This window comes from Novosphingobium rosa NBRC 15208 (genome assembly GCF_001598555.1).
In the GTDB taxonomy this organism is placed as follows: domain Bacteria; phylum Pseudomonadota; class Alphaproteobacteria; order Sphingomonadales; family Sphingomonadaceae; genus Novosphingobium; species Novosphingobium rosa.
Genome location: NZ_BCZE01000062.1, coordinates 24,971 through 48,307, shown reverse-complemented (window position 1 = coordinate 48,307; position 23,337 = coordinate 24,971). Strand labels below are relative to the sequence as shown.

Annotated in this window: 16 protein-coding genes; 3 read left to right on the top strand and 13 right to left on the bottom strand. The window is 64.5% G+C overall.

Annotated features, from left to right (window positions below):
- Positions 1-259: 259 nt before the first annotated feature.
- The 3 genes from SR3_RS31510 to SR3_RS21530 all read right to left on the bottom strand — a co-directional run bounded on the left by SR3_RS31510 (position 260) and on the right by SR3_RS21530 (position 3,490).
- Positions 260-748: a hypothetical protein gene (locus tag SR3_RS31510; RefSeq protein WP_169805684.1), complete on the bottom strand. Its 489-nt coding sequence runs from the start codon at positions 746-748 to the stop codon at positions 260-262.
- Between the two features lie 235 nt (positions 749-983).
- The gene (locus tag SR3_RS21535; protein ID WP_068090565.1) at positions 984-2,000 is read right to left on the bottom strand and encodes a serine hydrolase domain-containing protein; all 1,017 of its coding nucleotides are present in this window, start codon (positions 1,998-2,000) and stop codon (positions 984-986) included.
- Positions 1,997-3,490, bottom strand: a complete 1,494-nt coding sequence (locus SR3_RS21530) for an MFS transporter (RefSeq protein WP_407668191.1) — start codon at positions 3,488-3,490, stop codon at positions 1,997-1,999. Before SR3_RS21530 ends, SR3_RS21535 begins: the two co-directional genes overlap by 4 nt.
- A 231-nt stretch (positions 3,491-3,721) precedes the next feature.
- Between SR3_RS21530 and SR3_RS21525 the strand changes: the two genes are divergently transcribed.
- Positions 3,722-3,916 (top strand): hypothetical protein, encoded by a 195-nt coding sequence (locus SR3_RS21525; protein WP_068090564.1) that lies wholly within the window; start codon positions 3,722-3,724, stop codon positions 3,914-3,916.
- Here the strand turns inward: SR3_RS21525 and SR3_RS21520 are convergent.
- From SR3_RS21520 to SR3_RS21495, 6 genes are all read right to left on the bottom strand, one after another.
- The gene (locus SR3_RS21520; RefSeq protein WP_068090563.1) at positions 3,913-6,261 is read right to left on the bottom strand and encodes a putative bifunctional diguanylate cyclase/phosphodiesterase; all 2,349 of its coding nucleotides are present in this window, start codon (positions 6,259-6,261) and stop codon (positions 3,913-3,915) included. The two genes, SR3_RS21525 and SR3_RS21520, sit on opposite strands and share 4 nt — an antisense overlap.
- Positions 6,262-6,494: 233 nt before the next feature.
- Positions 6,495-7,412, bottom strand: coding sequence for a LysR family transcriptional regulator (locus SR3_RS21515; protein WP_068090562.1), 918 nt, complete (start codon positions 7,410-7,412; stop codon positions 6,495-6,497).
- Positions 7,413-7,418: 6 nt separating this feature from the next.
- Positions 7,419-9,254 (bottom strand): CocE/NonD family hydrolase, encoded by a 1,836-nt coding sequence (locus SR3_RS21510; RefSeq protein ID WP_068090555.1) that lies wholly within the window; start codon positions 9,252-9,254, stop codon positions 7,419-7,421.
- A 10-nt stretch (positions 9,255-9,264) separates the two neighbouring features.
- Positions 9,265-10,725, bottom strand: coding sequence for a YfcC family protein (locus SR3_RS21505; RefSeq protein ID WP_169805683.1), 1,461 nt, complete (start codon positions 10,723-10,725; stop codon positions 9,265-9,267).
- A 14-nt stretch (positions 10,726-10,739) separates the two neighbouring features.
- The gene (locus tag SR3_RS21500; RefSeq protein WP_068090553.1) at positions 10,740-13,640 is read right to left on the bottom strand and encodes a TonB-dependent receptor; all 2,901 of its coding nucleotides are present in this window, start codon (positions 13,638-13,640) and stop codon (positions 10,740-10,742) included.
- A gap of 250 nt (positions 13,641-13,890) precedes the next feature.
- A complete protein-coding gene (locus SR3_RS21495) occupies positions 13,891-14,232 on the bottom strand; it encodes a hypothetical protein (RefSeq protein ID WP_068090551.1) in 342 nt (113 codons plus the stop codon).
- A gap of 746 nt (positions 14,233-14,978) precedes the next feature.
- On the opposite strand from SR3_RS21495, the gene SR3_RS21490 reads away from it, so the two are divergent.
- Positions 14,979-16,004, top strand: a complete 1,026-nt coding sequence (locus tag SR3_RS21490; RefSeq protein ID WP_218018867.1) for a ThuA domain-containing protein — start codon at positions 14,979-14,981, stop codon at positions 16,002-16,004.
- Between the two features lie 6 nt (positions 16,005-16,010).
- Here the strand turns inward: SR3_RS21490 and SR3_RS21485 are convergent, their stop codons facing one another.
- The 3 genes from SR3_RS21485 to SR3_RS21475 form a co-directional block, all read right to left on the bottom strand.
- Entirely contained in the window at positions 16,011-16,805 is a 795-nt protein-coding gene (locus SR3_RS21485; RefSeq protein WP_068090549.1) for a 3-keto-disaccharide hydrolase, read from the bottom strand.
- A gap of 28 nt (positions 16,806-16,833) precedes the next feature.
- A complete protein-coding gene (locus SR3_RS21480) occupies positions 16,834-17,826 on the bottom strand; it encodes a VOC family protein (RefSeq protein WP_157099020.1) in 993 nt (330 codons plus the stop codon).
- A gap of 119 nt (positions 17,827-17,945) precedes the next feature.
- On the bottom strand, positions 17,946-18,743 hold the full coding sequence (locus SR3_RS21475; RefSeq protein WP_068090545.1) for an IclR family transcriptional regulator: 798 nt from the start codon (positions 18,741-18,743) through the stop codon (positions 17,946-17,948).
- Positions 18,744-19,048: 305 nt separating this feature from the next.
- Between SR3_RS21475 and SR3_RS21470 the strand changes: the two genes are divergently transcribed.
- The gene (locus SR3_RS21470) at positions 19,049-21,973 is read left to right on the top strand and encodes a TonB-dependent receptor (protein WP_245654042.1); all 2,925 of its coding nucleotides are present in this window, start codon (positions 19,049-19,051) and stop codon (positions 21,971-21,973) included.
- A 58-nt stretch (positions 21,974-22,031) separates the two neighbouring features.
- On the opposite strand, the gene SR3_RS21465 is transcribed toward SR3_RS21470, so the two are convergent.
- Positions 22,032-23,261: a rhamnogalacturonan acetylesterase gene (locus tag SR3_RS21465; RefSeq protein ID WP_245654041.1), complete on the bottom strand. Its 1,230-nt coding sequence runs from the start codon at positions 23,259-23,261 to the stop codon at positions 22,032-22,034.
- Positions 23,262-23,337: the final 76 nt, after the last annotated feature.

The following is a 23,337-nucleotide window of genomic DNA, read 5'->3' as shown; positions in this document are numbered from 1 at the left end:
CATGCTTGATCCGATCACATCGGATCAAGCATGCCAAGTTTTTGGTTTGGCGCGTTTTCCGAGTCGCCGGGTGTCCCACCCGGCTTGAAAACGCTCAGGCCGAAAGAAGGCCGGGTCACCGCAGGAGGGTGGCCCGGCCTTTGCTTTTGCTTTGCGCGGTTTTCGGGCGGCTGGGGCAGATTTACGGCATTTTTTTAAGGCCGTTCTATGGAGTTTTTAATCGAAAGCGGACTTGCCGGACACGACAACAAAGCTGCCGCTAGCCACCGCACGCTTTCATAGGCACAATCCCTTTCCCAAGTGGAAGGATGTCAACATGCCAATGCTTTGAAAGCGCCTGAACAAGGCGCTCGGACAATCGCCGGGCTTGGATCGGATCAGGGCCCGCCCCAAACCCTAAGGCAACTTGATACGCAGGCAAACCAAGGTTGCCGCCCAGAACATAATTCCTGCCTTTGCGATCATTAATCCCTACATTGACCGATAAGGCAGGATCGTGACGAATCGCGCTGTCGGCACCAATCACCTTTAAATCCCGTCCAGTTTCTGCACTTCCATCTACAAACTGAAGATTTTCGTCTTGTGCAATTACCCGCATCGTTTGCTTAAATTGCGAAATCCCCTGCCGATCGATTACACATAGCTGAACTTGGAAAAAGGTATCCTGCGTTGTCTGACTGCACCCTTGGATACAAAACAGCATTGCGACCATGGCTAAGCCAGCTACCGCCGATTTAATCATAGCCATGCCCCACTATCGCAACACGCGGTCAACTTCGCCTTCTGTATGGTTAGAGGGATATCTGAACGACGGCTAGCCCCAACTTAGCAGTCATTATCTTGCTGCGAAGCAGCCCTCAAAAGCAGCCATATCGCGGCATGGCTCCCACGCTGAAAGTTGCACATAACGCTGACAATAAAGGGATTGCAAAGGGCGATGGCCCTTTGCCCGCCGGAGGCTCCTTGCCTCTTTCGTGCCTCCCTTAATCCGGCGCGAACGCCGCGATCACCGCATCCCCCGTGGCGGGGCGCAGCGTAAAGATCCCGCTGTCAACATGCCGCGTGGGATGCACGCGGTTGGTCAGCAGCGTCCAGGCCAGGCCTTTCTCGAAATCCACCCACAGCCCGGTGCCGGTAAAGCCGGTATGGCCGATGGTGCCGCGCGAACAGGCCTCTCCGCCCGACCAGCCGGGGAAGGCATGCTCCCACCCGGCGGTGCGGTGATGGGCATAGGGCGTGCGGATCGCCGAAAGCCCGGCCTCCGACATGCCCGAACCATCGAGCAGGCTCAGCGCGAAATCCAGCACGCCATCCACCGTGCCGAACAGCCCGGCATGGCCCGCCGCGCCGCCCAGCGCATAGGCGTTTTCATCATGGACCTCGCCGCGCATGATCCGCCCGCGCCACATGCAGCGCTCGGTGGCGACGCTCAGCGCCGGATCGGGATGGAAGGTGAGGCCGGGGGGCAGGGGCAGAGCGTCGAAGGGCTGGCCGGTGATCCGCTCCACGGCGATGCCCAGAAGGATATAGTTGATGTCGGAATAGACCGGCGGGCCGGGTTTCCATTCGCGCTGCAGCACAAAGGCCTTCAGACGCGCCGGATCGTCGCCATAGGTGTAGATAGGCTCGACGGCGGGGAGGTGGGTGTGATGCGTCAGGCAATCGCGGAAGGTGATGCGGCGTTCCGGGGCGTTCAGCACATCGTATTGCCGCAGATCGGGGATGGCGGCGATGAGGGGCGCATCCAGATCGATCCGGCCTTCATCGGCCAGCTTCAGCACGGCGGTGGTGGTGGCGATGACTTTGCTGACCGAGGCGAGATCGAACCAATGCCCACGCGTCAGCACTTCGGGCGCGGGTTCACGCGCCGCAAGGCCTGCCAAACGCACGGCGCGGGTGCCGTCGGCGCGCACCACGCCCAGCGTGGCGCCGGGGATCAGGCCCTGCGCCACGCTGGCGGCGGCGGGGGCGAAGGCGGCGTCGATCATCGTGTCACTCATAGGTCTGTGGCCATTCGCGGTTTGAGGCGGGCAAGAAAGGGCAGAAAGATCAGCGGCGCCAGCGTCAGCGTGCCCGAGATCACGAAAATCCCGTCATAGCCGATCACCTTGGTCAGCGCCCCGGCGGCTCCGGCGATCAGGCGCGGCAGCAGAAAGGCGAAGCCGGAAAAGAAGGCATATTGCGACCCGGCATAGCGCGGGTTCACCAGCAGCGAGAGATAGACCACAAACACCGTGCCCTCGAACCCATGGCCGAACTGCTCAAGGCCTGTGGCGACATACAGCACCCATGGCGCCACCGGCATATGGTAAAGCCAGACAAAGCTGTAGTTGCCGATGGCCGACAGCGTTGCGCCGATGGTCAGCGAAAGGCCATAGGGCCAGCGCGTCACCATCCAGCCGGCCAGCGCCACGCCCGCCATGCTGGTGGCCAGCGCCACCCAGCTGTCGGCCAGCCCCACCTGGGTGAGCGTATAGCCCACCGCATTGATCAGCGGCTTGGACATGTTGAGCGCCAGCACATCGCCCATGCGATAGAAGGCCACAAAGCCCAGAAGCACCATCGAGCCATAGCCAAATCGCCAGAAAATATCGATGTAAGGCCCCAAAGCGGCAGAGCGGCGCAGCGGCGCCTCGGGCCCCATGCGGCGGATCCTGGGCAAGGCCAGCGCCATCAGCACGAAGGGCAGCAGGGCGATCACCAGCACCGGCGTGGTGACGTTGCTTTTCGCGCCGATGCCCATCTGCTGCGCCATGCCCAGCACCGCCCAGCCCACCGCCGCCGCCAGCACCGCCACGGCGAGATAGGCCACCAGCGTGGCCAGCGCCCCCACGCCCAGCGCGTTCCAGCGGCTGGCCGTGGTGGCATGCTCGTCGCGCGCGGTGATCGCCACCAGCGGAAAAGCGCAGCAGGCCGTGACGGCGATGGCGAGATAGGCCAGCGTCCAGCCCCAATGGTCCGCGATGATCAGCGTGCCCGATCCCGCCGCCACCATCGCCGATCTGTAACCCCACAGGTTGGCCGCCGACAGCGGGCCTTGGGTGGCCGCATCCGGAGCCAGCTCCACGCGCCATGCGTCGGCGGCGATCTCCACGGTGGTGGTCCAGAAGGCGAGCAGCACGGCCCAGAAGGCGGTGACGGCCAGATTGCGATCCGGATCGGCCAAGGCCAGCCCGACAATCGAGATGCCGATCCCCAATTGCGCCAGCATGATCCAGCCGCGCCGCAGCCCCCAGAAGCGGGTGAAACCGGGGGCGGCAAAGCGGTCGAGCAAGGGGGCCCAGGCGAATTTGAAGGTGGGCAGCAGCGAGACCCAGCCGAAAAAGCCGATGATCGTCAGATCCACGCCATGCCGCGCCAGCCGCAGAAACAGCACTGTCGCGAAGAGATAGAAAGGCAGCCCCGCCGAAAAGCCCAGCACGGCGAACAGCGCCATCAAACGCCGGTTATGGGGGGCTTGCACGGCAATGGCATCGGGCACGAACGGCATTCTCCCCCTGCGACAGCGCGGGGCAGAGCCTTCATGCCGCAACTGAACCTTGTGATGACATGGACTTATGCCATGGCCGCGCCCGCCTGCCTATATAGATGGCGGTTATGGGTTTATGCCTCCACTCCGCCAAGCCCGTTGACCCGAGGCCACGCCAGGCGTTAAACCCTTTATGCGAGGCGGTTTCTTTGCCCCTCCACCAGACCCTCCACCACACAAGGGGCCTCTGCCATGGATCGTTACGCCACCCAAGCCGAACGCGCCGCCTATCAGGCGGGGGTGAAGGCCGGGCTCGACGCGGCTGCCAAGGCGATCACCGACATCCAGTATGACGGGCGCAACGTCCACGACCATTTCGCGGAGGGCACGAACGCTGCCTATGAGGCCGTGGTCGACCTCAAGCTGACGGACATCGCCAAGCCCTAGCCCCGCATGGCCTGACCCAGCAGCAAGGGCGTCTCGTCCCATGCGATGGGCTGGTGGGGCGGCAGGCCCAGCTCGGCGGCGGGCAGCGCCTTGCTGAACAGATAGCCCTGCGCCTGATCGCAGCCCCCGGCGCGCAGCGCTTCAAGCTGTTCCAAAGCCTCCACGCCCTCGGCGGTGGTCACCATATTGAGGTCGCTGGCCATCGACAGCACCGAGCGTACGATGGCCTGGCAATCCTCACGCGCGGTCAGCTCGGCGATGAAGCAGCGGTCGATCTTGATCTTGTCGAAGGGGAAGGAGCGCAGATAGTTCAGCGAGGAATAGCCGGTGCCGAAATCGTCCAGTGCGATCCGCACGCCCAGCGCGCGCAGCTGGTGAAGCAGGGCCAGCACATCCTGCGTGTCCTGCAGCAGCATGGTCTCGGTGATTTCCAGCTCCAGCCGCTGCGACGCCACGCCGCTGTGGGCCAGCGCCTGAACGATGGTGGGCAGCAGGGCCTTGTCGCGCAATTGCGCCGGGGAGAGGTTGACCGCGATGGTCATATGCTCGGGCCAGCGCGCGGCTTCGCTCAGGGCCTCGCGGATCACCCATTGGCCGATATCGACGATCAGCCCGGTTTCCTCGGCGATGGGGATGAAATCGTCCGGAGAGATCAGGCCGCGCGCGGGATGTTGCCAGCGCAGCAGCGCCTCATGGCCCACGGTGCGCCCATCGCTCAGATCGAGCAGCGGCTGGTAATGCAGCTCCAGCTGGCCGAGGCGGATCGCGGCGCGCAGATCGAGTTCCAGCTCGCGGCGTTCGCGCACGCGGGTCTGCATCTCGGGATCGAAGACCGCAAAGCCGCGCCGTCCCGCCGCCTTGGCGTGATACATGGCGACATCGGCGGCGCGCAGCAGATCGCCCGCGCTCAGCGCGTCGCCCGGCGCGGTGGCGATGCCGATGCTGGCCCCCACATGGGCGATCTGCCCATCGAGGTCGATCGGCTGGGCCACCGCCGTCAGAATGCGCTGGGCGATCATCTGCGCGGCCCCGGCATCGGCGCCATCGGCCAGCACGACGAATTCGTCGCCGCCCAGACGCGCCACCAGATCGCGCGGGCGCACGGCGTGTTCCAGCCGCCGCGCCGTCTCGATCAGCACGGCGTCGCCCGCGCTGTGCCCCAGCCCGTCGTTGATTTCCTTGAACAGGTCGAGATCGATGTAGAGCAGCGAAACACGCTCCCGCTCGCGTCGACCGGCCAGCACGCGCTCCAGATTGGCCTGAAGCAGGGCCCGGTTGGCAAGGCCGGTGAGAGCATCGTAATGCGCCAGCCAGGTGACTCGGGCCTCGGCGCGGCGCGCCTCGGTGATGTCGGCCACGAAGCCGCGCCAGCCCTGACAGGCCCCGGCGGCATTGGTGATGGGCCGGCCGCTGATCGACCACCAGCGCTCCTCGTCACCGATCACCAGCGACAGAACCTGCGCGCGGAAGGGCTGGCCCGCCCGCAGGTGCCCGGCCAGCGCCTCGGCCGCCTCGCCGTTGAACAGGGCTTCCAGCTCCAGCCCGTCGAGGACGCCCGGCTCCAGCCCCAGCGCCGCGCAGAAACGCGCGGAGGGGTGGCGGATCGCGCCGCCGGCGTCCAGTTCGTAAAGCCAGTCCGAACCCTCGTCGTCATACTGGTTGAGCAGCAGGCGCACGGTCTCATGCGATTGTGAGAGGCGGCGCGTGCGCAGGCGGCGCGTGGCGAACATGTAGTAGAAGTTGAACAGCGTCCAATGCAGGAAGGTGCCCGCCACCAGCGCGATCACCCCCACCCATGCCGCCGCCAGGCCCTGCGCGAGCAGGCAGCCCAGCGTCAACGCCACGCCCTGCAGCATGGAGAGGCCCAGCGCCAGCCTTGGCAAGGTGGTGGCGGCGATGCCGTCGATCATCATCATGGTGATGGCCAGAGCGATCAGCGCCTCACGCGTGGAGAGGGGGGCGAACAGGCAGCCCCAGAACACCGCCATGCTCCACCATTGCGTGCGCAGGCCCATCAGCCAGCCGCGCCGCACCAGATTGCGGCGTTCGTTGCTGTCGTCACGCTGTTCGATCCGCTGGGCGAGGATGTGGGCGGCGCTGGCGAACAGGCAGCCCAGCATCGCGCAGAGGGCATAGGCGCGGCCTGCGCTTGCGCCCAGCAGGCCGAGCAGGATCAGCAGCCGCGTCCATTCCAGCAGCAGCGTGGGGAAGGAGCGCAGGAAATCGGCGCGGCAGCGGGCGAACCAGGCCTCTTCGCCTGCGGCGATGTCATGCCGGATCAGGGCGTGAAGCGTGATGGGCGCCTCCGCGATCAGCCGATGTTCCTGGCGCCTTTGCCCGAGCATGCCGTTCCCCTCCTGCGGCCCGGCGTGCTGGATGCCGCCCGGTTACCGGACTTTTCCGGCAACGGGATCAGGCCCGGTTCCGAGAAAGCACGGAGCCTCTAGCGGGAGATCTTTAAGTATGGATGAATCACCCAAGAATTGCCGAGAACATCATATTTATCATGAGGATTTGTTCGAATCCTCTTCACGGAAATAAGGTAAAAACGATTGCATGGCCAAGTTGCTGGCCGATGTCAGCTGGTTGCCTCGACGGGTGTTCGGAAGTAATCCATCACCGTTTCCTCGAAAATTGTCATCAGCGATGAAGGCCTGGTGCGCGCCGAGGTGACCAGCGCGTAATCATGCGTCAGCGCCGGGGCGAAGGGGCGGGCGATCAGGCGCGGGCCCAGATAGGCCTTGGCCAGCAGCTCGTTGACGATGGCGATCCCCATGCCCTGCGCGGCCAGCGCGCAGGCGGCGCTGGTGGTGTGGCACTCCACCGCGACATGCTGATGCACGCCATGAGCGAGGAAGATATCGTCGACCTGCCGACCATAGGTATTGCCCGCGCCCAACGCGATCATCGGCATGTGCTTGAGCAGCAGGGGCGTGATCACCTCATGCGCGGCCAGCGGATGATCGACAGGCAGGGCGCAGATGCTCTGGCTGGTGACGACGACACGGGCGCGCAGATCCTCATGCCCTGCGGGCATGCGCATGAAGGCGCAATCGGCCACGCGGGTGGCGATCATGGTGCGGGTGGTGGCGATGCTGCGCGAATCCACCGCGATGCGCACCCCGGGTACCCGCGCCGCGAAGGCCGAGATGATCCCGGGCATCACCCCCTCGGCAAAGCTGGGCGGGGCGATGATGCGCAACTCGCCGGTGGCGTGGTTGGCGATATCGTCGATCAGCGCATGGACGCGCGCCACGCCCGCCAGCGCCAGCTCCACCTCCTGCGCCAGCAGCAGGCCTTCCTTGGTGGGCACCAGCCGGCCCTTGTCGCGGTAGAACAGCTCGAAGCCGATGTCCTGCTCCAGCTGGCCGACGATGCGGCTGATCGCGGGTTGGGAGAGGCCCAGCGCGCGCCCCGCCGCCGTGCCCGAGCCGCTGCGCATGATCTCGGCAAAGCCCTGCATCGCGCGCAGGCTGATCTGGCGCGCGCGGTTCATGGGCGTTCAGCCCCTGCGCGGCACCACCGGCAGGATAACGCTGGAGGGATGGCTGGCCGAAAGATGCAACCGGTTGTGCGCCACCTGAGGCGGAGCATCGGGATCACGCCAGTCGCGGTTCTGGTTGATGTCGAAATGGGGGAAGTTGCTGCCCGCGATGTCGATGCGGATGCGGTGGCCGCGCGCGAAAAGATTGCTGGTGGGGAAGGCCGTGATCTCGATCTCATGGATATGGCCTGCCCCCAGCGGTTCCGGATTCGCAAAGGAGTTGCGGAATCTGGCGCGCAGGATGCCATGGGCCAGGTTCATCGCAAAGCCCTGCGGGAACTGGTCGTTTGACGGATAGAGGTCGATCAGCTTGATCGTCACATCCATATCGGGCGCGTCGGAGCTGATAAACAGCCGGGCGACGATCTGCCCGGTCAGCTCCATATCCTCCTCCAGCGGCGCGGAAACGAAGCTGAGCACATCGGGGCGATCCCCCAGATCGCGGCCCGGCTGCGTGGCGCCGAACAGCGTTGCGGTTTCGCGCTGGTCATAGGCGCCCGCCGCCATCACCGGCGCGCCCGAGGTGACCGCGCCGCCGATGGTGGGCACCGGGTTGGCGGGGTCGGCGTCATAGGGCAGGCTGGCGTCTTGCGCTTGGGGTGCTTGCGGGGCCAGCGAACCATCGGCATGGAAGTGCCATGTCTGCGGTGTCATCGCGGCGGGGGGCCACTGGCTTTCGTGGCGCCATTGGCCGCCATGCTCCAGCCTGCCTTCCGCATTGCGCCGACCGCTGCCGCCGCCCATCACGAAGATCGAGACAGGATGGGGCAGGGCTTGCGCGCCGCTGCCTTTCAGGTGCTGGTCGAACCATGCGCGGCGCAGGGCGACGAAATCCTCGCCCAGGTTGCCGTCGAGCGGCGCGGCGGGCCCGAAATCGACATCCCCGGCAAAGCTGACCGAGCGCTGGCCATGGGTCCATGGGCCAAGGATCAGGCGGCAGGGCGCGCGATCCGGGCCGGAAAGGGCGGTCCAGTTCTCGATCGCGGTGATCGAATAGGGGTCGTACCAGCCCGAGAGATGGACCATCGGCACATTGGCGGTCTGCTCGTAAAAGCCGCGCCAATAGATGCCGCGCTGCTGCCAGAAGGGGGAGAAGTCCTCATGCTCCCACTGCTCGACGACGTAATCCTCGTAGTCCGGCGCGGCGGTGAGGGGGGAATGGCCCCGGCGCCATGGCATCACCTTGATCCATGCGCGGATGTCTTCCGCCCGCACCGCCTCCGCCACGGCAGGGTCCTGCGCCGCGCCTGCATCCGTGCCCTGGTTGTAGGCCCATGTCAGCTGTTTCAATTCGAACGCGCCGCCTTGCCGCACGCCATTGTGATAGGCGCTGGAAAAACCGCCGCAGTCGAGGAACATCGCCGCCAGCCCCGGCGGATCGAGCGTCGCCAGAGCCGCCTGCACATGCGCGCAGTAAGACAGGCCCAGCGTGCCGATCTTCCCGTTGCACCAAGGCTGCTGCATCAGCCATGCGATGGTGTCGAAGCCATCCTCGGCCTCATTGAGATATTTGGTGAAGCTGCCCTGCGAGCCGAAGCGGCCCCGGCAATCCTGCAGCACATAGGCATAGCCCGCTGCCACGAATTGCGCGGCGATCTCCGGCTTGGCGCGGGGGATGGGGTCCAGCGCCGTGCGGTCGCCATGGTTGGTGCCGCGCTTGTCATAGGGGGTGCGCTCCAGCAGCACGGGTACGGGGTTCCCGGCCAGCGCCTGCGGAGGCAGATAGATGTCGGTCGACAGGCAGACGCCGTCGCGCATCGCGACCATCATGTCGCGAAGGGTCGGTTCGGTCATGGGAAACGTCCTAATATCCGGTGGCGACAGCCAGCAGCAGCGCGCTCACCGACAGCGCCGTGAACAGCGCGAACAGCGGCAGCAGATAGCGAAACCAGCCCGAATAGCTGATCCGCGCGGTGGCGAGATAGGCCAGCAGCATCCCCGAGGTGGGGGCGAACATGTTGACCAGCCCATTGCCCAGCAGAAAGGCCAGGACGGTGGTCTGGGCCGAAACGCCGCAAGTGGCGGCAATGGGCACAAGGATGGGGATGCTCAGCGCCGCCTTGGCCGAGGTGGAGGGGATCAGCAGCGTGAGCAGCATCTCCACCCCCATCAGGATCGGCGCGACGGCAAAGGGGCTCATGCCCTGAATATGCAGGGTGACGGCCTCGATGATCGTGTCGAGGATCTGGCCCTCGCGCAGGATGAGATCGACGCTGCGCCCCAACCCCACCAGCACGGCGGCCAGCACCATGCGGTGCATGCCCTCGACAAAGACCTCGACGGCGCGCGCGGGGGCCATGCGCGCGATGGCGGCCATGATGGCGCCGGCGGCGATCAGCACGGAGGCCAGCTCCATCTCCTTCCAGCCCAGCGCCACCGAACCATAGATCATCGTGCCCAGCGTGACGCCCGCCACCAGCAGAATGCCCAGATGGCGCGGCGCAAGGCGTGCGGCATCCAGAGGCGCGGGCGTGGCGGCGCCGCGCCCGGTGCGCAGCACGACCACCATGGCGATGCCCAGAAACAGCACCCAGATCGAAAGCCGCAGCCACAGTCCGCTGAACACCGGCACGCCCGCAATCGGCTGGGCGATCAGCAGCGCAAAGGGGTTGGTGACCGAGGCGAGATAGCCCACCTTGGCCGCCAGCGTCACCAGCGCGAAGCCGAACATGGTCGAGCGACCCATATCGCGGCCCAGCGTGACGATCACCGGGATCAGCAGCAGATATTCGGTGACCATGCCCAGAAAGGTGCTGCCCGCCGACAGCGCCAGCATCAGCAGCGGCACCAGCACCACCGGCCTGCCCCCGCTGATCGCCAGCAGGCGGCGAATGCCCGCATCCAGCGCGCCGGAGGTGCGCAGCATGCCAAACATGCCGCCCAGCATCAGCACCATAATCATGATCGGCGCGGTTTTCAGCAGGCCCTGCGGGATCGCGGTGACCAGCGCCAGCGGGCTGACGGGATGGGCCACGCCCTTGGGGCCGTCATGCGGGATCAGCGCGGCGGCACTGATCGGCTTGGGCAGGGGGTGATAGCTGCCCGCCACCACCGGTGCATTCTCCTTGTCGGAGGCGCGCTGGTAAAGGCCCGAGGGGATCGCCCAGGTCATGGCGATGGCCACCGCCATGGCGGCCAGCATCATCAGCAGCGGATCGAGCGACCAGCGTCGGGCTGTGTGAGAGGGTGCACCGGCGCAGGGCTCTGCCGGTGCCGCAGAAACCGAGGGGTGACCTTGGGTGTCACCTGAGGGAAGGAGGCTCACCTGTTCCATCACGCTCACATCTTGACCGCGACGCGCAGGTAAAGATAGCGCCCGCGCGCGTCATAGGTGTAGATATCGTAGTTGATCGGCGCATTGGCGTAGGACAGCGGCGGCTGCACATCGAACAGATTGCTGACGCCGAAGCCAAGGCGATAGGCGCCCTCGCCGATGCTCACTCCGCCTTCCAGATCGGTGTAGATGATCGACTTGGTATGGGCATCCTTCACCGGGTTCACCACATCGGTGGTGGGGCCGATGTAGCGGGCGCGGGCGGTCAGATCGAAGCGGTCCTGCGACCAGCCCAGCGAGGCCTGACCCTTCCAGTGCGGATAGGTGGAACGCGGCTGGTCGCCCTTGCCGGCGCGCTCATCCACGATGGGGGCGCCGCCCGAAGGATTGGGCGAGACCGTCTGGAAACTGTGCAGGTAGGAGGCATCGACGGTGCCGGTGATCCGCCCGATACGTGTTGACTTTTCATAACGCAGCGTGGCGTCCACCCCATCGGTGCTGATCGAGTTGAGGTTCTGCGATGTCTGCTGGATGGCGATGATCGCGCCCGAGTTGGGATCGCGCGTCACCAGATTGCAGAAGACCCCGCCCTGCGTGGCGCAGAGCCCCAGAATCTGCGTCGCCGATTGCGCGGCGATCGCGTTGTTGACGACGATCTTGTAGTAATCGACCGTCAGGCTCAGGCCCCGGATCTGATGCGGGGTGATCGACATGCCCGCGCTGTAGGTGTCGGCGGTTTCCGGTTTCAGCCTGGTGTTGCCGCTGATGATGCCCGGCAGCAGCGCGCCATTGTAGCCCGACTGGTTGTAGCTGGTGGGCACCCCGGCGCAGCCCGGCAGGCCGCTATGCGCCGCCGCGCCGCCATTGCAGGGATCGATGCCCTGAAAGTTGGTGGCCCGCGCGCCCTGATAAAGCTCCAGCAGCGATGGCGCGCGGAAGCCCTGCGAATAGGTGCCGCGCAGCAGGATGTCCTGAACGGGGCGATAGCCGAAGCCCGCCTTCATCGTCACCTTGCTGCCCACCGTCGAATAGTCCGAGAAGCGCGAGGCCAGATCAATGTCGAGGCTCTTGCCCAGCGCCCAGTCCTTGAAGACCGGCACGGACAGCTCGCCATAGACCTCATGCAGATCGTAGCTGCCCATGGTGGGGGTGCGCTGCTGCTGGCTGGTGCGGGTGTAGGCGCTGCTCAGATAGGCAGAAGGGCTGTTGACATAGGGATCGGGGTGATCCTCGCCGCTGTTCTTGCGGAATTCATAGCCCACGGCCAGCTGCAAGGGGCCCGCGGGCAGATCCAGCAGCGTGCCGGTCAGATCGGCGGTGGCGTTGGCAAGGCTGGTGCTGTTGCCCTCATAGCTGTTGTTGCGGATGTAATCCGCCTGAGCGCTGCTCATCGGCCCGAACAGGTTGACCGGCGTGCAGCCCGCCGTGTTGGCGCAAGTGGTGGGCGAGCCCAGCGCCAGATAAAGGTGGTCGTAATCGAGGAAGTTGAGCGAGGCCGACTTCATCATGTCCCTGGAATAGGCGCCATAGACGCTCCAGTTCCAGCTATGGCCCAGCAGGTCGAAGCTGCCGTTCAGCCCGGCATCGACGCGCCAGGTGGTCACATCCTGCAGGCTGGTGCGGTTGCCCACTTCGGTCAGCACCTTGCGGATGCGCCATGGGCTGTTGGCGGCGAAACCCAGCGCATTGGCGGCAGGCACGCCATTGGCGGTGCCGAAGGGATTGTAGGCCTGATTGTTGGCGATGGCGAAGCCCTGCACCGAGCCGGACGTACCGCCGATATCCAGCAGATTGGGCGAGAACAGCTGCTCGGAGGTGCGCTTGTTGTAGAGGCCCTCCACCTTCAGCGTGATGCCATCGCTGATCTCCTGATCGAGGCGGGCATAGAAGCCGTAACGCTTGGACGGCCCGGTGGAATAGACGCCCTGCGCGTCGGTGTTGTAATAGTCGCCGGGCAGGCTGGCGGTGTGGTAGCTGTTGTCGGCCAGCGATCCGGCGCCATAGGTCGATCCGCCGTTGAAGGCGATGGGCGCGGCGCTGCTGGCGAAGCCTGCCCCCGTGCCGAAATAGCCGTTGTTGGCCAGACCCGGCAGCACATAGAGCCCGTTGGGGCTGGTCCCCGGCGTGGTGACGGGCACCAGCGTGTTGGCGGTGAGCGCGCGCGCCGAGGTCAGGATCGGATAGGACTGGTAATAGCTGCCCGACAGGATGATCGAGCCGCCCTGCCACTTATGCCCGACATTCAGCGTGGTGGAATATTCCGCCCCGTCGCCCTTGTCGGTCACGCCTGCCTTGGCGGTGGCCTTCAAGCCGTTGAAGGGCTGCACCGTCTTGATGTTGACCACCCCCGCGATGGCATCGGCGCCATAGAGGGCCGATGCGCCGTCCTTCAGCACCTCGATCCCGTCGATCATGCCTGCCGGGATGGTGTTGAGATCGACGAAATCGCGGAAACCGCGCTGCCCAACACCATCGACCCAGCGATGGCCGTCGACCAGCACCAGCACGCGGTTGCCGCTGCCTTCCGCCCCGCCGAGATAGCGCAGATTGATCGAGCTGGCGCCGTAGGAGGTGCCCTGCGTGCCGTTGGAATTGAGGCTCACCCCCGCCGAGGGCAGCTTCTGCAGCAGATCGCCCACCGAGGAGGAGCCCGATTTGGCGATCTCGTCTGAGGTGATGGTGAGCAGCGGCCCGAGCGAGTCCGCATCCTTGCGGCGGATGCGCGATCCGGTGACGACGATATCGCCAGCCTCGGCAGGCCTGGCGGCTGGTGCGGCATCGGCAGAAGCGGTGTCCGGCGCGGCCACCCCCTGCGCCGATGCGGTGCCCGATGCCAGTGCCAGCATGCTGCCCCCCAGAGCCAGCAGCGACGACAAAGCGATGCGTTTGCGAATGGCCTTTGCCATAAGACGTTCCCCTCAAAACCCGTTAGCGCAGGCTTAGGAGGGCTGTCACAGCCATGAAATATGATTAGCTTTTTTCATCCGCCCATGCGCTTTTGATATGGCCGGAGCGCCCTTCCCACACCGGGCCAGGCCCTGATGACGCAGATGGAGAGGCCGGACGCCCGGATCGGGCGCAACCATCCTGCCGCCGGAAGACGGCATGGGCGCGCGAGGGGGCAACCCCCTCGCATTGTCCTTTTTCTCTACCGGATCAACGCTGCTTCTTGGCCAGGGGCGCGGTGAAATCGGGATCCTTGTTCGCCACCCAGTCCACGAATTTGCGCACCGCCGGATTGTCCAGCAGGCCTTGCACATCCATGCCGTGGCGCTGCAGTTCGGAATTGGTGAAGTTGGCGATCAGCGTTTGCTGGCAGATCGGGTGCATGGGCACCACGTCGCGTCCGCCCCGGCTCTTGGGGATGGGGTGATGCCAGACGATGGTCTGGCCCGTGGGGCGGCCACAGAGCCAGCAGGGCACGGGCGGCGGGGCTTGTTCCTCGTCCTCGCGATCGAGGTCGCCATAGGGATCACGTTTGGAATGCTTGCGGGCCATGGGTCTGCCTGAAATGCCGGAATTGCGCTGGCGCTCCTATAGACGGTGTGGGGATGAATGCCACACCGCTAAAAGCTGCCCGGAACAGGCCGCTTGTCAGGCAGAGGTTCTCGCGCCGGGGCCGGTCGGCTGGTCCATGCGCGAGGCGCCCTTTCTATATGCCGCATTTTCAAAGCCGTTGACCGTAGATGGCCAACTCGAAAATGCTCTTATGCTCCGCTTACAGGATGTGCAGCCACCAGAAACACAGCAGCAGCAGCGTAAAGGCAGGCACAGCCATGCAGATGGCTGCCCGGTCGGAGCAGGTATGTGGTGTCGGCATTTTTCGCGCTACCGGGCGCGATGATGGCACATTATGGTGCATTCTCGTCATAGGTCCCCCCCGGGTCCCATGCTGCCGCCCATTCGACAGCGACTCGGAGCGTATCATGACGCCCGGCTTTGTCCAACGGGTTTGAGAAAGGCAAAAAAAGGGGCCGATCCGAGGACCGACCCTTTGGAAAGTTTGGGAGAGGATGCCTGAAAGGCAAGGGTCTTGTTGCATTGCAGCAGATTTGCCGCAAGTGCGAAAAACCGATTATGACTTGCAGAAAATGCGATCAGTGCCGATCGATTGCAAAGCTGCCTTGCGCAACAAGGACTTAAGCCGGATGGTTGCCCGCGCGAGAGGCTGGATTTTCTTGCCGAAGAGGCGCATTGCGAGCCTGGACCATCCAGTTCGTATCGAGAATGACAGGGAGAGAGCCGTGGGAAAATCAGCTTTCAGCGCAGCGCTGGCGTTGCTGCTGGCCGGTACGTTAACCGGTCAGGCCATGGCGCAGACCGGCAATCCGGGCGGCCCCATCAACGACAATCTGGGCGAGATGGATTATGGCGTCTGCCGCGGCCTCGACCCCAAATGCTATCACGACTGGCCCCGCGCCCCGACCACGACATACCGCATCCTGATCTATTCGCGCACTGGCGCCTCGCGCCATGCCAATCTGGGCCATGTCCTGCCCGCCGGGCTCAATCCGCCGCTGGGGCCTGACAATGTGGCGCAGGCGGGCATGATCCGCATGGCGCATGAGCAGGGCTGGAATGTCGACTGGACCGAGGATGTGACGCAGATGGCCAGCCTCAATGGCTACAATGCGGTGATCTTCCTCTCGACCTCGCGCGAGATCCTCGATGACACCGCCAAGACCGCGCTGCGGCAATATATGCGCGCGGGCGGCGGTTTCGTGGCGATCCACAATGCGTTCGGCACCAATTACACCTGGCCCTATTACGAGGGCATGCTGGGCGGCGCCAATTTCTACGACCATCTGCCCGCGCGCGAGGGCGATGTGGTGATCGTGGATGACAAGGACGCCTCAACCAAAACCCTGCCCAAGCGGTTCCACTATCGCGACGAATGGTACAATCTGGTGCCCTTCCCCACCCATGTGCGTTTTCTGGCCACGACGGATGAGAAGTCATGGGCCACCCCGCCCAAGGTGGGGGGCGACGCCAAAAGCATCGCCGCGACCATGGGCGAGCCGGGCGCGATCCTGCCGGATTATATCGTCCACCCGCGCTATCCTTCGGTGGTGGGCCATCATCCGGGGCATGGGGACTTCCACCCCGTGGCGTGGTGCCAGTATTACGATGGCGGCAAGGTCTGGGCGACCACGCTGGGCCATGACACGCGCGCCTTCCAGCCCCATGGCATGCCCGGCGCCGACGAGTTTCAGGCCATGGTGATCGGCGGCATCAAATCGGTGATGGGGGCGGCACCCTTCTGCCGATAAGGGCGTTCAGGGGTAGGTTTTCAGCCACATGTTGCGGTAGGAAACCTTGCGATCACCGCTGCCCTCAAGCTGAATGGCGAGGCGGCCATGGGCGATAAAGCGGGCAGGGTCGTCATCCTGCACGGTGGACATCAGCACGCCGTTCATCAGATAGAACAGCGTGTGGCCGCGCGCGATCACATGCAACTGGTTCCAGCCGCCGGTGTGGATGCTGGCTGTCAGCGCGCCGGGATCGCCGATCCGCCCGATCAGCGAGGGGGTGCCGCTGGCCTCCGGCGCGGTGCGCAGGGCGAGCCCCATGCTGGCGCGGAAGGGCCGGGGTGAGGGGCCTCGACGCGGTCCGGCGCAGCATTCGATCAGCGCGCCGGTCTGGACATTGGCGAAGTCCATGTCGGCCTGATAGCCGAAGGATTCCCATTGCGAATTGGGCTTCTCGGTCTTGCCCAGCAGTTGAGCGCGGAACTGCACGCCGCTGTTGGCTTTCTCGCCCTCCAGCCTGATTTCGGTCTTGAACTCGAAGTCTTTGAGATCGCCGCCGTCCTTGCCTTTCCAGAAGAGGTAGATGGAAGGGCTGTTGCCATGGTCCGTTGCGGTGATGGCGCCATCCTCCACATGCCAGGCGTCGATCTGGCCTTCCCAGCCTTGCAGCGTCTTGCCGTCGAACATCGATTGCCAGCCTGGGTGGTCGTCGAAAGTGTAGGGTGTGGGTTCGATGTAGCGTGGCGGGCGCTGAGCGAAGGTTGGCGCGGTGCAAGCCAGAAGGCAGGCGGGCAGCGCGATCCTGAGGGCGATCCGTTTCAAGGCATGCCTCCCGTTGTTGCGTGGGTTTTCAGGGCCAGGGATAGACGCCCGGTTTGCTCGCCGGGATCGGCGGCGCGGGCGGGCCCGGCGGCATCACCGAAAAGGGCGTGACATCGGCCGGAACGGGGTCTTTGCTCATCAGTTCGGTGCGGGTACCGTCGGGGTCGAAGAGATGCAGCAGCCAGTGATGGTTGTTGCCCGAGGCGACGCGCAAACGCAGATCGTCATAACCCCCGCGCTTTTTCAGCGTTTCGCGGGCGGCATGCATATCGCTGATTTCCAGTGAAAAGTGATTAACCGCGCCCGAGACCTCGCGCAGATAGCGCGCGTGCGTGGCCGGGTTTTCGGGATCGAGGGGAGGGTTCTTGGTCTCCAGATTTTTGTCGGAGGCGGGGGTTTCGATATAGTCGCCGCGCGGGCCGGGCAGGGTCTTGCCCCAGCCCAGACGGGCGAAGAAGGCCTTGGTGGCGTCGTCCGTCACCATGGTTCCGGCATGCAGCAGATGGGTGGAGATGCGCTGATCCGTCAGCAGCCTGCCGCGCAGCAAGCCTTGCCGCGATCCGGGCGCATAGTGCAGGAAATCGAGCGGCAGCCCATTGGGCGCCACGATGCGGAACGCCGGATTGCCATCTGCGCCCTTGGCGATAGGGCCGGGCCGCAGGCCGCGTTCGGTGTAGATCGCATGCAGCCTGTCCAGATCGGAGGCCTGCAGCACCAGCCTTGCCTGCCGGTTGTTGTCGCCCGCGCGCAGGCCGGGGATCAGTTCGAGATATTGCTCGTCATTGACCTTGAAATAGGCCGAACGGACATGCCTGTTCTTGTCCTTCAGGTCGAAGGCCTCGGGCAGGCCCAGCACATCGTGGTAGTAATGCCGCGACCTGGCCAGATCGCTCACCCGGAACGAGACCTGCGCCAGCCCGAGGATCGGCAGATCTTCCGTCGGCGGGGCATGCTGGGCAAATGCCGGGGCGGTCAGCAGCAAACCCGCCGCTGCCAGCAGCAGGCGCAACGATACGGCCATGCGTTTCTCTCCCCTCGGTCCCGTTCAGACCGAGGGTCTAGCCTGTCACATCACCCGCGCCCATGGCTGGGAGCGTACAAGATCCTGTGGCCACCGCGCCCTCAACAGAGGGCGGGGCTTCAGCGATCCGGGCGCCAACCGATGGCCGCGCTCACCTCTTGCGCGCAGTGGCGCACGCCTTCGGCCAGCTCCGGGGCGATATCGTCGGTGAGATAGGTCGCGGCGCTGGCGATGCTGATGGCCACCACGATCGCCCCGCGCGCATTGCGCACCGGCGCGGCGATCGAGCGCACGCCATCGCCCAGCTCACTGTCATGGCGCACCAGACCATCGGCCTTGTAGCCGCGCATCCGCTCGAGGAAGGCGGCGATCTGCTCGTCGCTGACGGCATCGGCATGCGCCTGCTTCCACAGCTTCTTCCAGCTCGCCTCGGTGTCGTCGAGCAGCAGCGCCTTGCCCAGCCCCGTTTCGGCGATGGGGCGGCGATCCCCCGGCGCCGTTGCGACGCGCAGCCGCTGCCGCCCGGTGATCCGGTCGAGATGGCGCGACCAGTTGCCCTCGCGGTTGCCGATGAAGACGCAGAAACCGGTCTGTTGCGACAGGGCCTCCATGCGGGGCCGCGCGATGCGCACATAATCGGTCTGTTCGCTGGCCGAAGCGCCCAGCTGCAGCAGCTTGGGCCCCAGCGCAAACCCCTCCGGCGTGACCGAGAGGTAATCGCGCAGGCGCAGGGCATGGGCCAGACGATGCGCGGTGGTGCGGTTCATGTTCAGCTTGCGGGCCAGATCGGCGGCGCGGATCGGGCGGTCGATCACCTCGTCGAGGATGTCGAGCGCGCGCATCAGCGTCTGGGCGCCCTTGATCGTGGTCTCGCTGGTGCTGTCCCCGGCGTCTTCGGCAGTGTCTTTGTCGCTCATGGCCGTGGATATAGGGCGTTTGTGCGCGGACGGCAATTGGCCAGAGGGGCAATGTGGTGTGCGCTATATGAAACGCGGTTGCACCAAATATACAAAAAATTAGTCCTTCATCGTCAATAAGTTCAACTTGATCGTTCATATTGTGAAATATTGTTGCGATATATGCTTTGACATCGCCGCCCTCTCATACCTATTCACAGCGTTGACAGGCCCACAACCGCGACTCGACAGGGGGGTACGCGAAAGGCCGAAGAACAAAAATGGAGGGTGTTTTGGGGCTATCGATGCATTCGACCGGGGGGCGCTTGCGTCCATCTGCTTCCCGACTGGCCATGGTGATCGCCGGTCTGGCGGGAAGCGCGCTGCTGGCCGCGCCGGCCATGGCGCAGGACAAGCAACAGTCCGACCAAAGCGCCGCTGCCCCGCAGCCCGAGCGCGACATCATTGTCACCGGTTTTCGTTCATCGCTCAATGCCGCGCTTCAGGAAAAGCGCACGTCCGCCGCCGCGATTGACGCGATCAAGGCCGAGGATGTCGGCAAGTTCCCCGATTCCAATCTGGCGGAATCGATGCAGCGCGTGCCTGGCATCGCCCTGGCGCGCGGTGACGGCGGCGAGGGCAAGAACATCGCCGTGCGTGGCCTTGGCGCCGCTTTCACCCGCGTGCGCCTCAACGGCATGGAGGGCACGGCGCAGACCGGATCTTCCGACATTTACGGCGCGGGCAACACCGGGCGCAGCTTCGATTTCAACGTCTTCCCCACCGAAATCTTCTCCGAACTGGCGGTGCGCAAGACGCCCTCGGCGGACGTGGAGGAAGGTTCGCTGGGCGCCACCGTCGATCTGAAAGCGCCGCATCCGCTGGACTTCCACAAGCCTTTCGTCGCCACCATTTCCGCCAAGGGCGTGTGGAACGAGGTGAGCCGCAAGGTGGACCCGCGCGTCTCGCTGCTGATCTCCAAGCAGAACAGCGACGGCACGCTCGGCATTCTGGGCACCTTCAGCTACAGCCACCGCAACATCCGCGAGGTCGGCTATTCGGCGGTCAACATCCTGCCGACTTATGTGAACGGCGGCTTCTGCTCGCCCATCGGCGTCACGCCGCAGAACCCTGCGACCAGCGCGCTCAAAGGCACCGATGCCGCCAATTGCTCCACCGGCAATCCGCGCACCGGCAGCGTGGCGGCCTACAATCAGATCCAGTCGCTGACGGGGCCTTCGGGGCAGCCGGGCGGCGGCGTGTTCCTGCCGCGCATTCCGCGCTATCTGAATTCGGTGCAGGATGCCACGCGGCTTGGCGGGTCGCTGTCGCTGCAGTGGAAGCCCGATGACCGCACCGAGATCGTCTTTGACGGTCTGTTCAGCCGCTATCAGGTCACAAGGCACGACAATTACATCGATGCGCTGTCCTTCGCGCGCAATGCCAGCAACAATGGCCAGCCGATGACTTCGGTGACGGATATCCAGCTGAAATCGAACGGTTCGCTGCTTTATGGCGCGTTCAATGGCGTCGATCTGCGCTCGGAAAGTCTGGTGGACCGCTTCACCACCACCTTCGCGCAAGGCAACATCACGTTGCATCATGAGCTGACCGACAAGCTCACCGTCGATGTGATGGGCGGCTGGTCCAAATCGATCTTCGACAATCCCGAACGCCTGACCGTCAATCTTGACGCCATCGATGCGCCCTTCTCGATCGATTTCCGGGGCGGCGGTTCGATTCCCGTGCTGAAATATGGCATCGACGTCTCGAACCCGGCCAATTTCTCCTACGCGCCGGGCAAGGCAGATGGCACGGTTCTGGGCAATTTCAACACCCGCAACTGGTATGTCACCACCCGCAACCTCACCTATGACACCAGCTTCACCTGGGCCTGGAGCGATCACTTCAAACTGAAATTCGGTGGCCAGTTCCGTGAAAGCGCCTTCAAGAACCGCCAGCTCAACATTGCCCCCGCCAATCAGGCGACCACGGCGCTGCCGGCGGGCGTGACGACCTCTGATTTCACCTATCAGATCACCGGTCTGAACAAGCTGCTGAATCCCGGCGCGCTCTCCAGCTTCACCGCGACGGATATCGAGAAGTGGAAGCAGGCGGTGGGCTATAACAGTTTCACCTTCTGCGGCATCGAATGCGGCAATGGCTCGCCCGAGGTGCGCGAGCAGGAGTTGGGCGCCTTCGTGATGCAGCAGTTCGATCTGCCCGACACCCTGCCGATCCCGGTGCGCGGCGATGTAGGCGTGCGCTTCGTCAACACCATGCAGCATACGGTGGGCTACATCCCCACCGCCACCACCGGCGGCGCCTATCCCACCGTGGCGATCCCCGCCATCGTCGATCGGCAATATTCGGACTGGCTGCCCTCGGCCAACATCGTGCTGGAGCTGAGGCCCAACCTGCTGATGCGTCTGTCCGCCGCCAAAGTCATGAGCCGCCCCGAGCTGGCGGTGCTGCCCTCGGGCGGTTCGGTCAATGCGGTGACGCGCACGGCCACCATCGGCAATCCCTATCTCAACCCGATCCGCGCCACCACTTTCGATGCCGCGCTGGAATGGTATTTCCGCCCCGGATCGCTGCTGTCCGTCGCCTATTTCCACAAGCAGATCAGCACTTACATCCAGTCGGTCAACACGCTGGTGCCCTATAGCCAGCTGGGTCTGCCCAACACGCTGCTGGCCAATTCGAACACGCAACCGAGCGACCTGTTCACCGTGACGCGTTCGGTCAACACGCCGGGCGGCCCCTTGAACGGCGTGGAGGTCAACCTGCAGCTGCCCTTCACCTTCCTGAAGGGGTTTGCCAAGGATTTCGGCCTGTTGGCCAATTACACCCATGTGGCGTCCCGCGTGAATTACGTGCTGCAGAGCAGCGCCACCTCCACGCTTTCCACCACGGCCAATCTGGTGAACATGTCGCCTGACACGGCCAGCGGAACCTTGTTCTATGAGAACAAGCTGTTCAGCATCCGCGGCACGGTCAGCTATCGCGGGCCGTTCATTCGCCAGATCCCCTCGGGCGCCAATGACAGCGACGTGCTGGGCAATCACGGCACCACCTATATCGATGCCTCGGCCAGCTACAATCTCACCAAACAGGTGAAGCTGACGGTCGATGTGCAGAACATCACCGACACCCATAACGTGCTCTACATCGACAGCGGCCGTCAGGATCCGCTCTTCGATACGCGCACCGGCAGAACCATCACTTTTGGCGTGAACGCCAAATTCTGACCACGCTCCCTGCGTGTCACTGGCCGCCGGGAGCTTGCTCCCGGCGGCTCTTTTGTGATCAGTTGCCGAGGGGGCGCTGCGTGGAATGGGCCGCGCTGACGGCGATCTCGGCCTGTTCAGGATGGGCCGGATCGAAAGGCGCCGAGGTGATATGCGGTGCCAGAACGGGCAGGGCATGGCGCAGCTGGTCGGCTACGATGCGGGCGGTCATCCAGGCGCCCCAATTGTCGTAATGGGTCTTGTCGCGGCCTTCGTCGTTGAACATGGCGGGGGCGCGGGCCGGGCCCAGCGCCTCATACAGCGTGATGCTGGCGCGGTTGAGATCCACCAGCGGCACATTCAACGCATGCGCCGTATCGCGCATCGCCTGCGGATAATCGCCCAGCGAGGGCGTAATATGGCCTGCCGCATCGAAATTGCGCCGCTCCGGGCTGGTGACCAGCACCGGCGTAGCGCCATGCCTGCGCGCCTCGGCGATATAGGCGGCCAGATAGGCGCGATAGGTGGTGTTCGCCTCGGCATAGGTCTGGGGCCAGTTGGCCTTCTGGTCATTATGGCCGAACTGGATCATCAGCACATCGCCCGGCTTCATCAGGCTGAGCGCCTTGTCCAGCCGCAGATCGGCGAGGAAGGATTTGAGCGTCGCCCCGCTCTCGGCGTAATTGGCGACCGCGATCCCGTCATCCAGCATGGCGGGCAGCATCTGCGCCCAGCTGGCGGTGGGCTCGGTGGGATGGTCGGCCACCATGGAATCGCCCACGGTGAAGATGGTGGGCACCTGCGCCGGTTCCACCTTCACCGAGCGCACCGCGGCGCCGGGGCCAAGCACTTCCAGCGTCAGCCGATCATCCCAATTGCGCTGCGCGGCCTGCGCCGGGGTTAGCCGCACATGATCCCCACCCGGCGCATTGAGCGGCACCGCGCCCAGCGAGGCATTATGCACATGCACCACAAAGCGCTTCATCACATGCTGGCCCTTGGCGCTGGGGATACGGTCGAGCATCAGGCGGCGGTTTTCGGCCTTGATGGTGGTGGTTCCGGCATGGGCATCGCTGCCGATATCGAGCGTGACCAGCCAATTGCCTTCCGCCACCGGCAGAGAGAGAGCGCCATCGCTTTCATAGCCGCCGGTGGCCGGATTCCACGGCGCGGCGGGGGCAATGGCCTGTTCGCCGGGCTTGGCCGGGCCGTCCAGCCGCCACAGGCGCGGTCCTGTTTCAGCATGCAGCGAGGTGGCGGCGATCGACAGCATGGCCGTCATCACTCCTGTGGCAAGCTTGCGGGTCAAGATCATGGCATGACTATGCAATAGTTGGACTTGATTTTCAATATACGCGACAGCATACCTCTATATGAAAACAAGC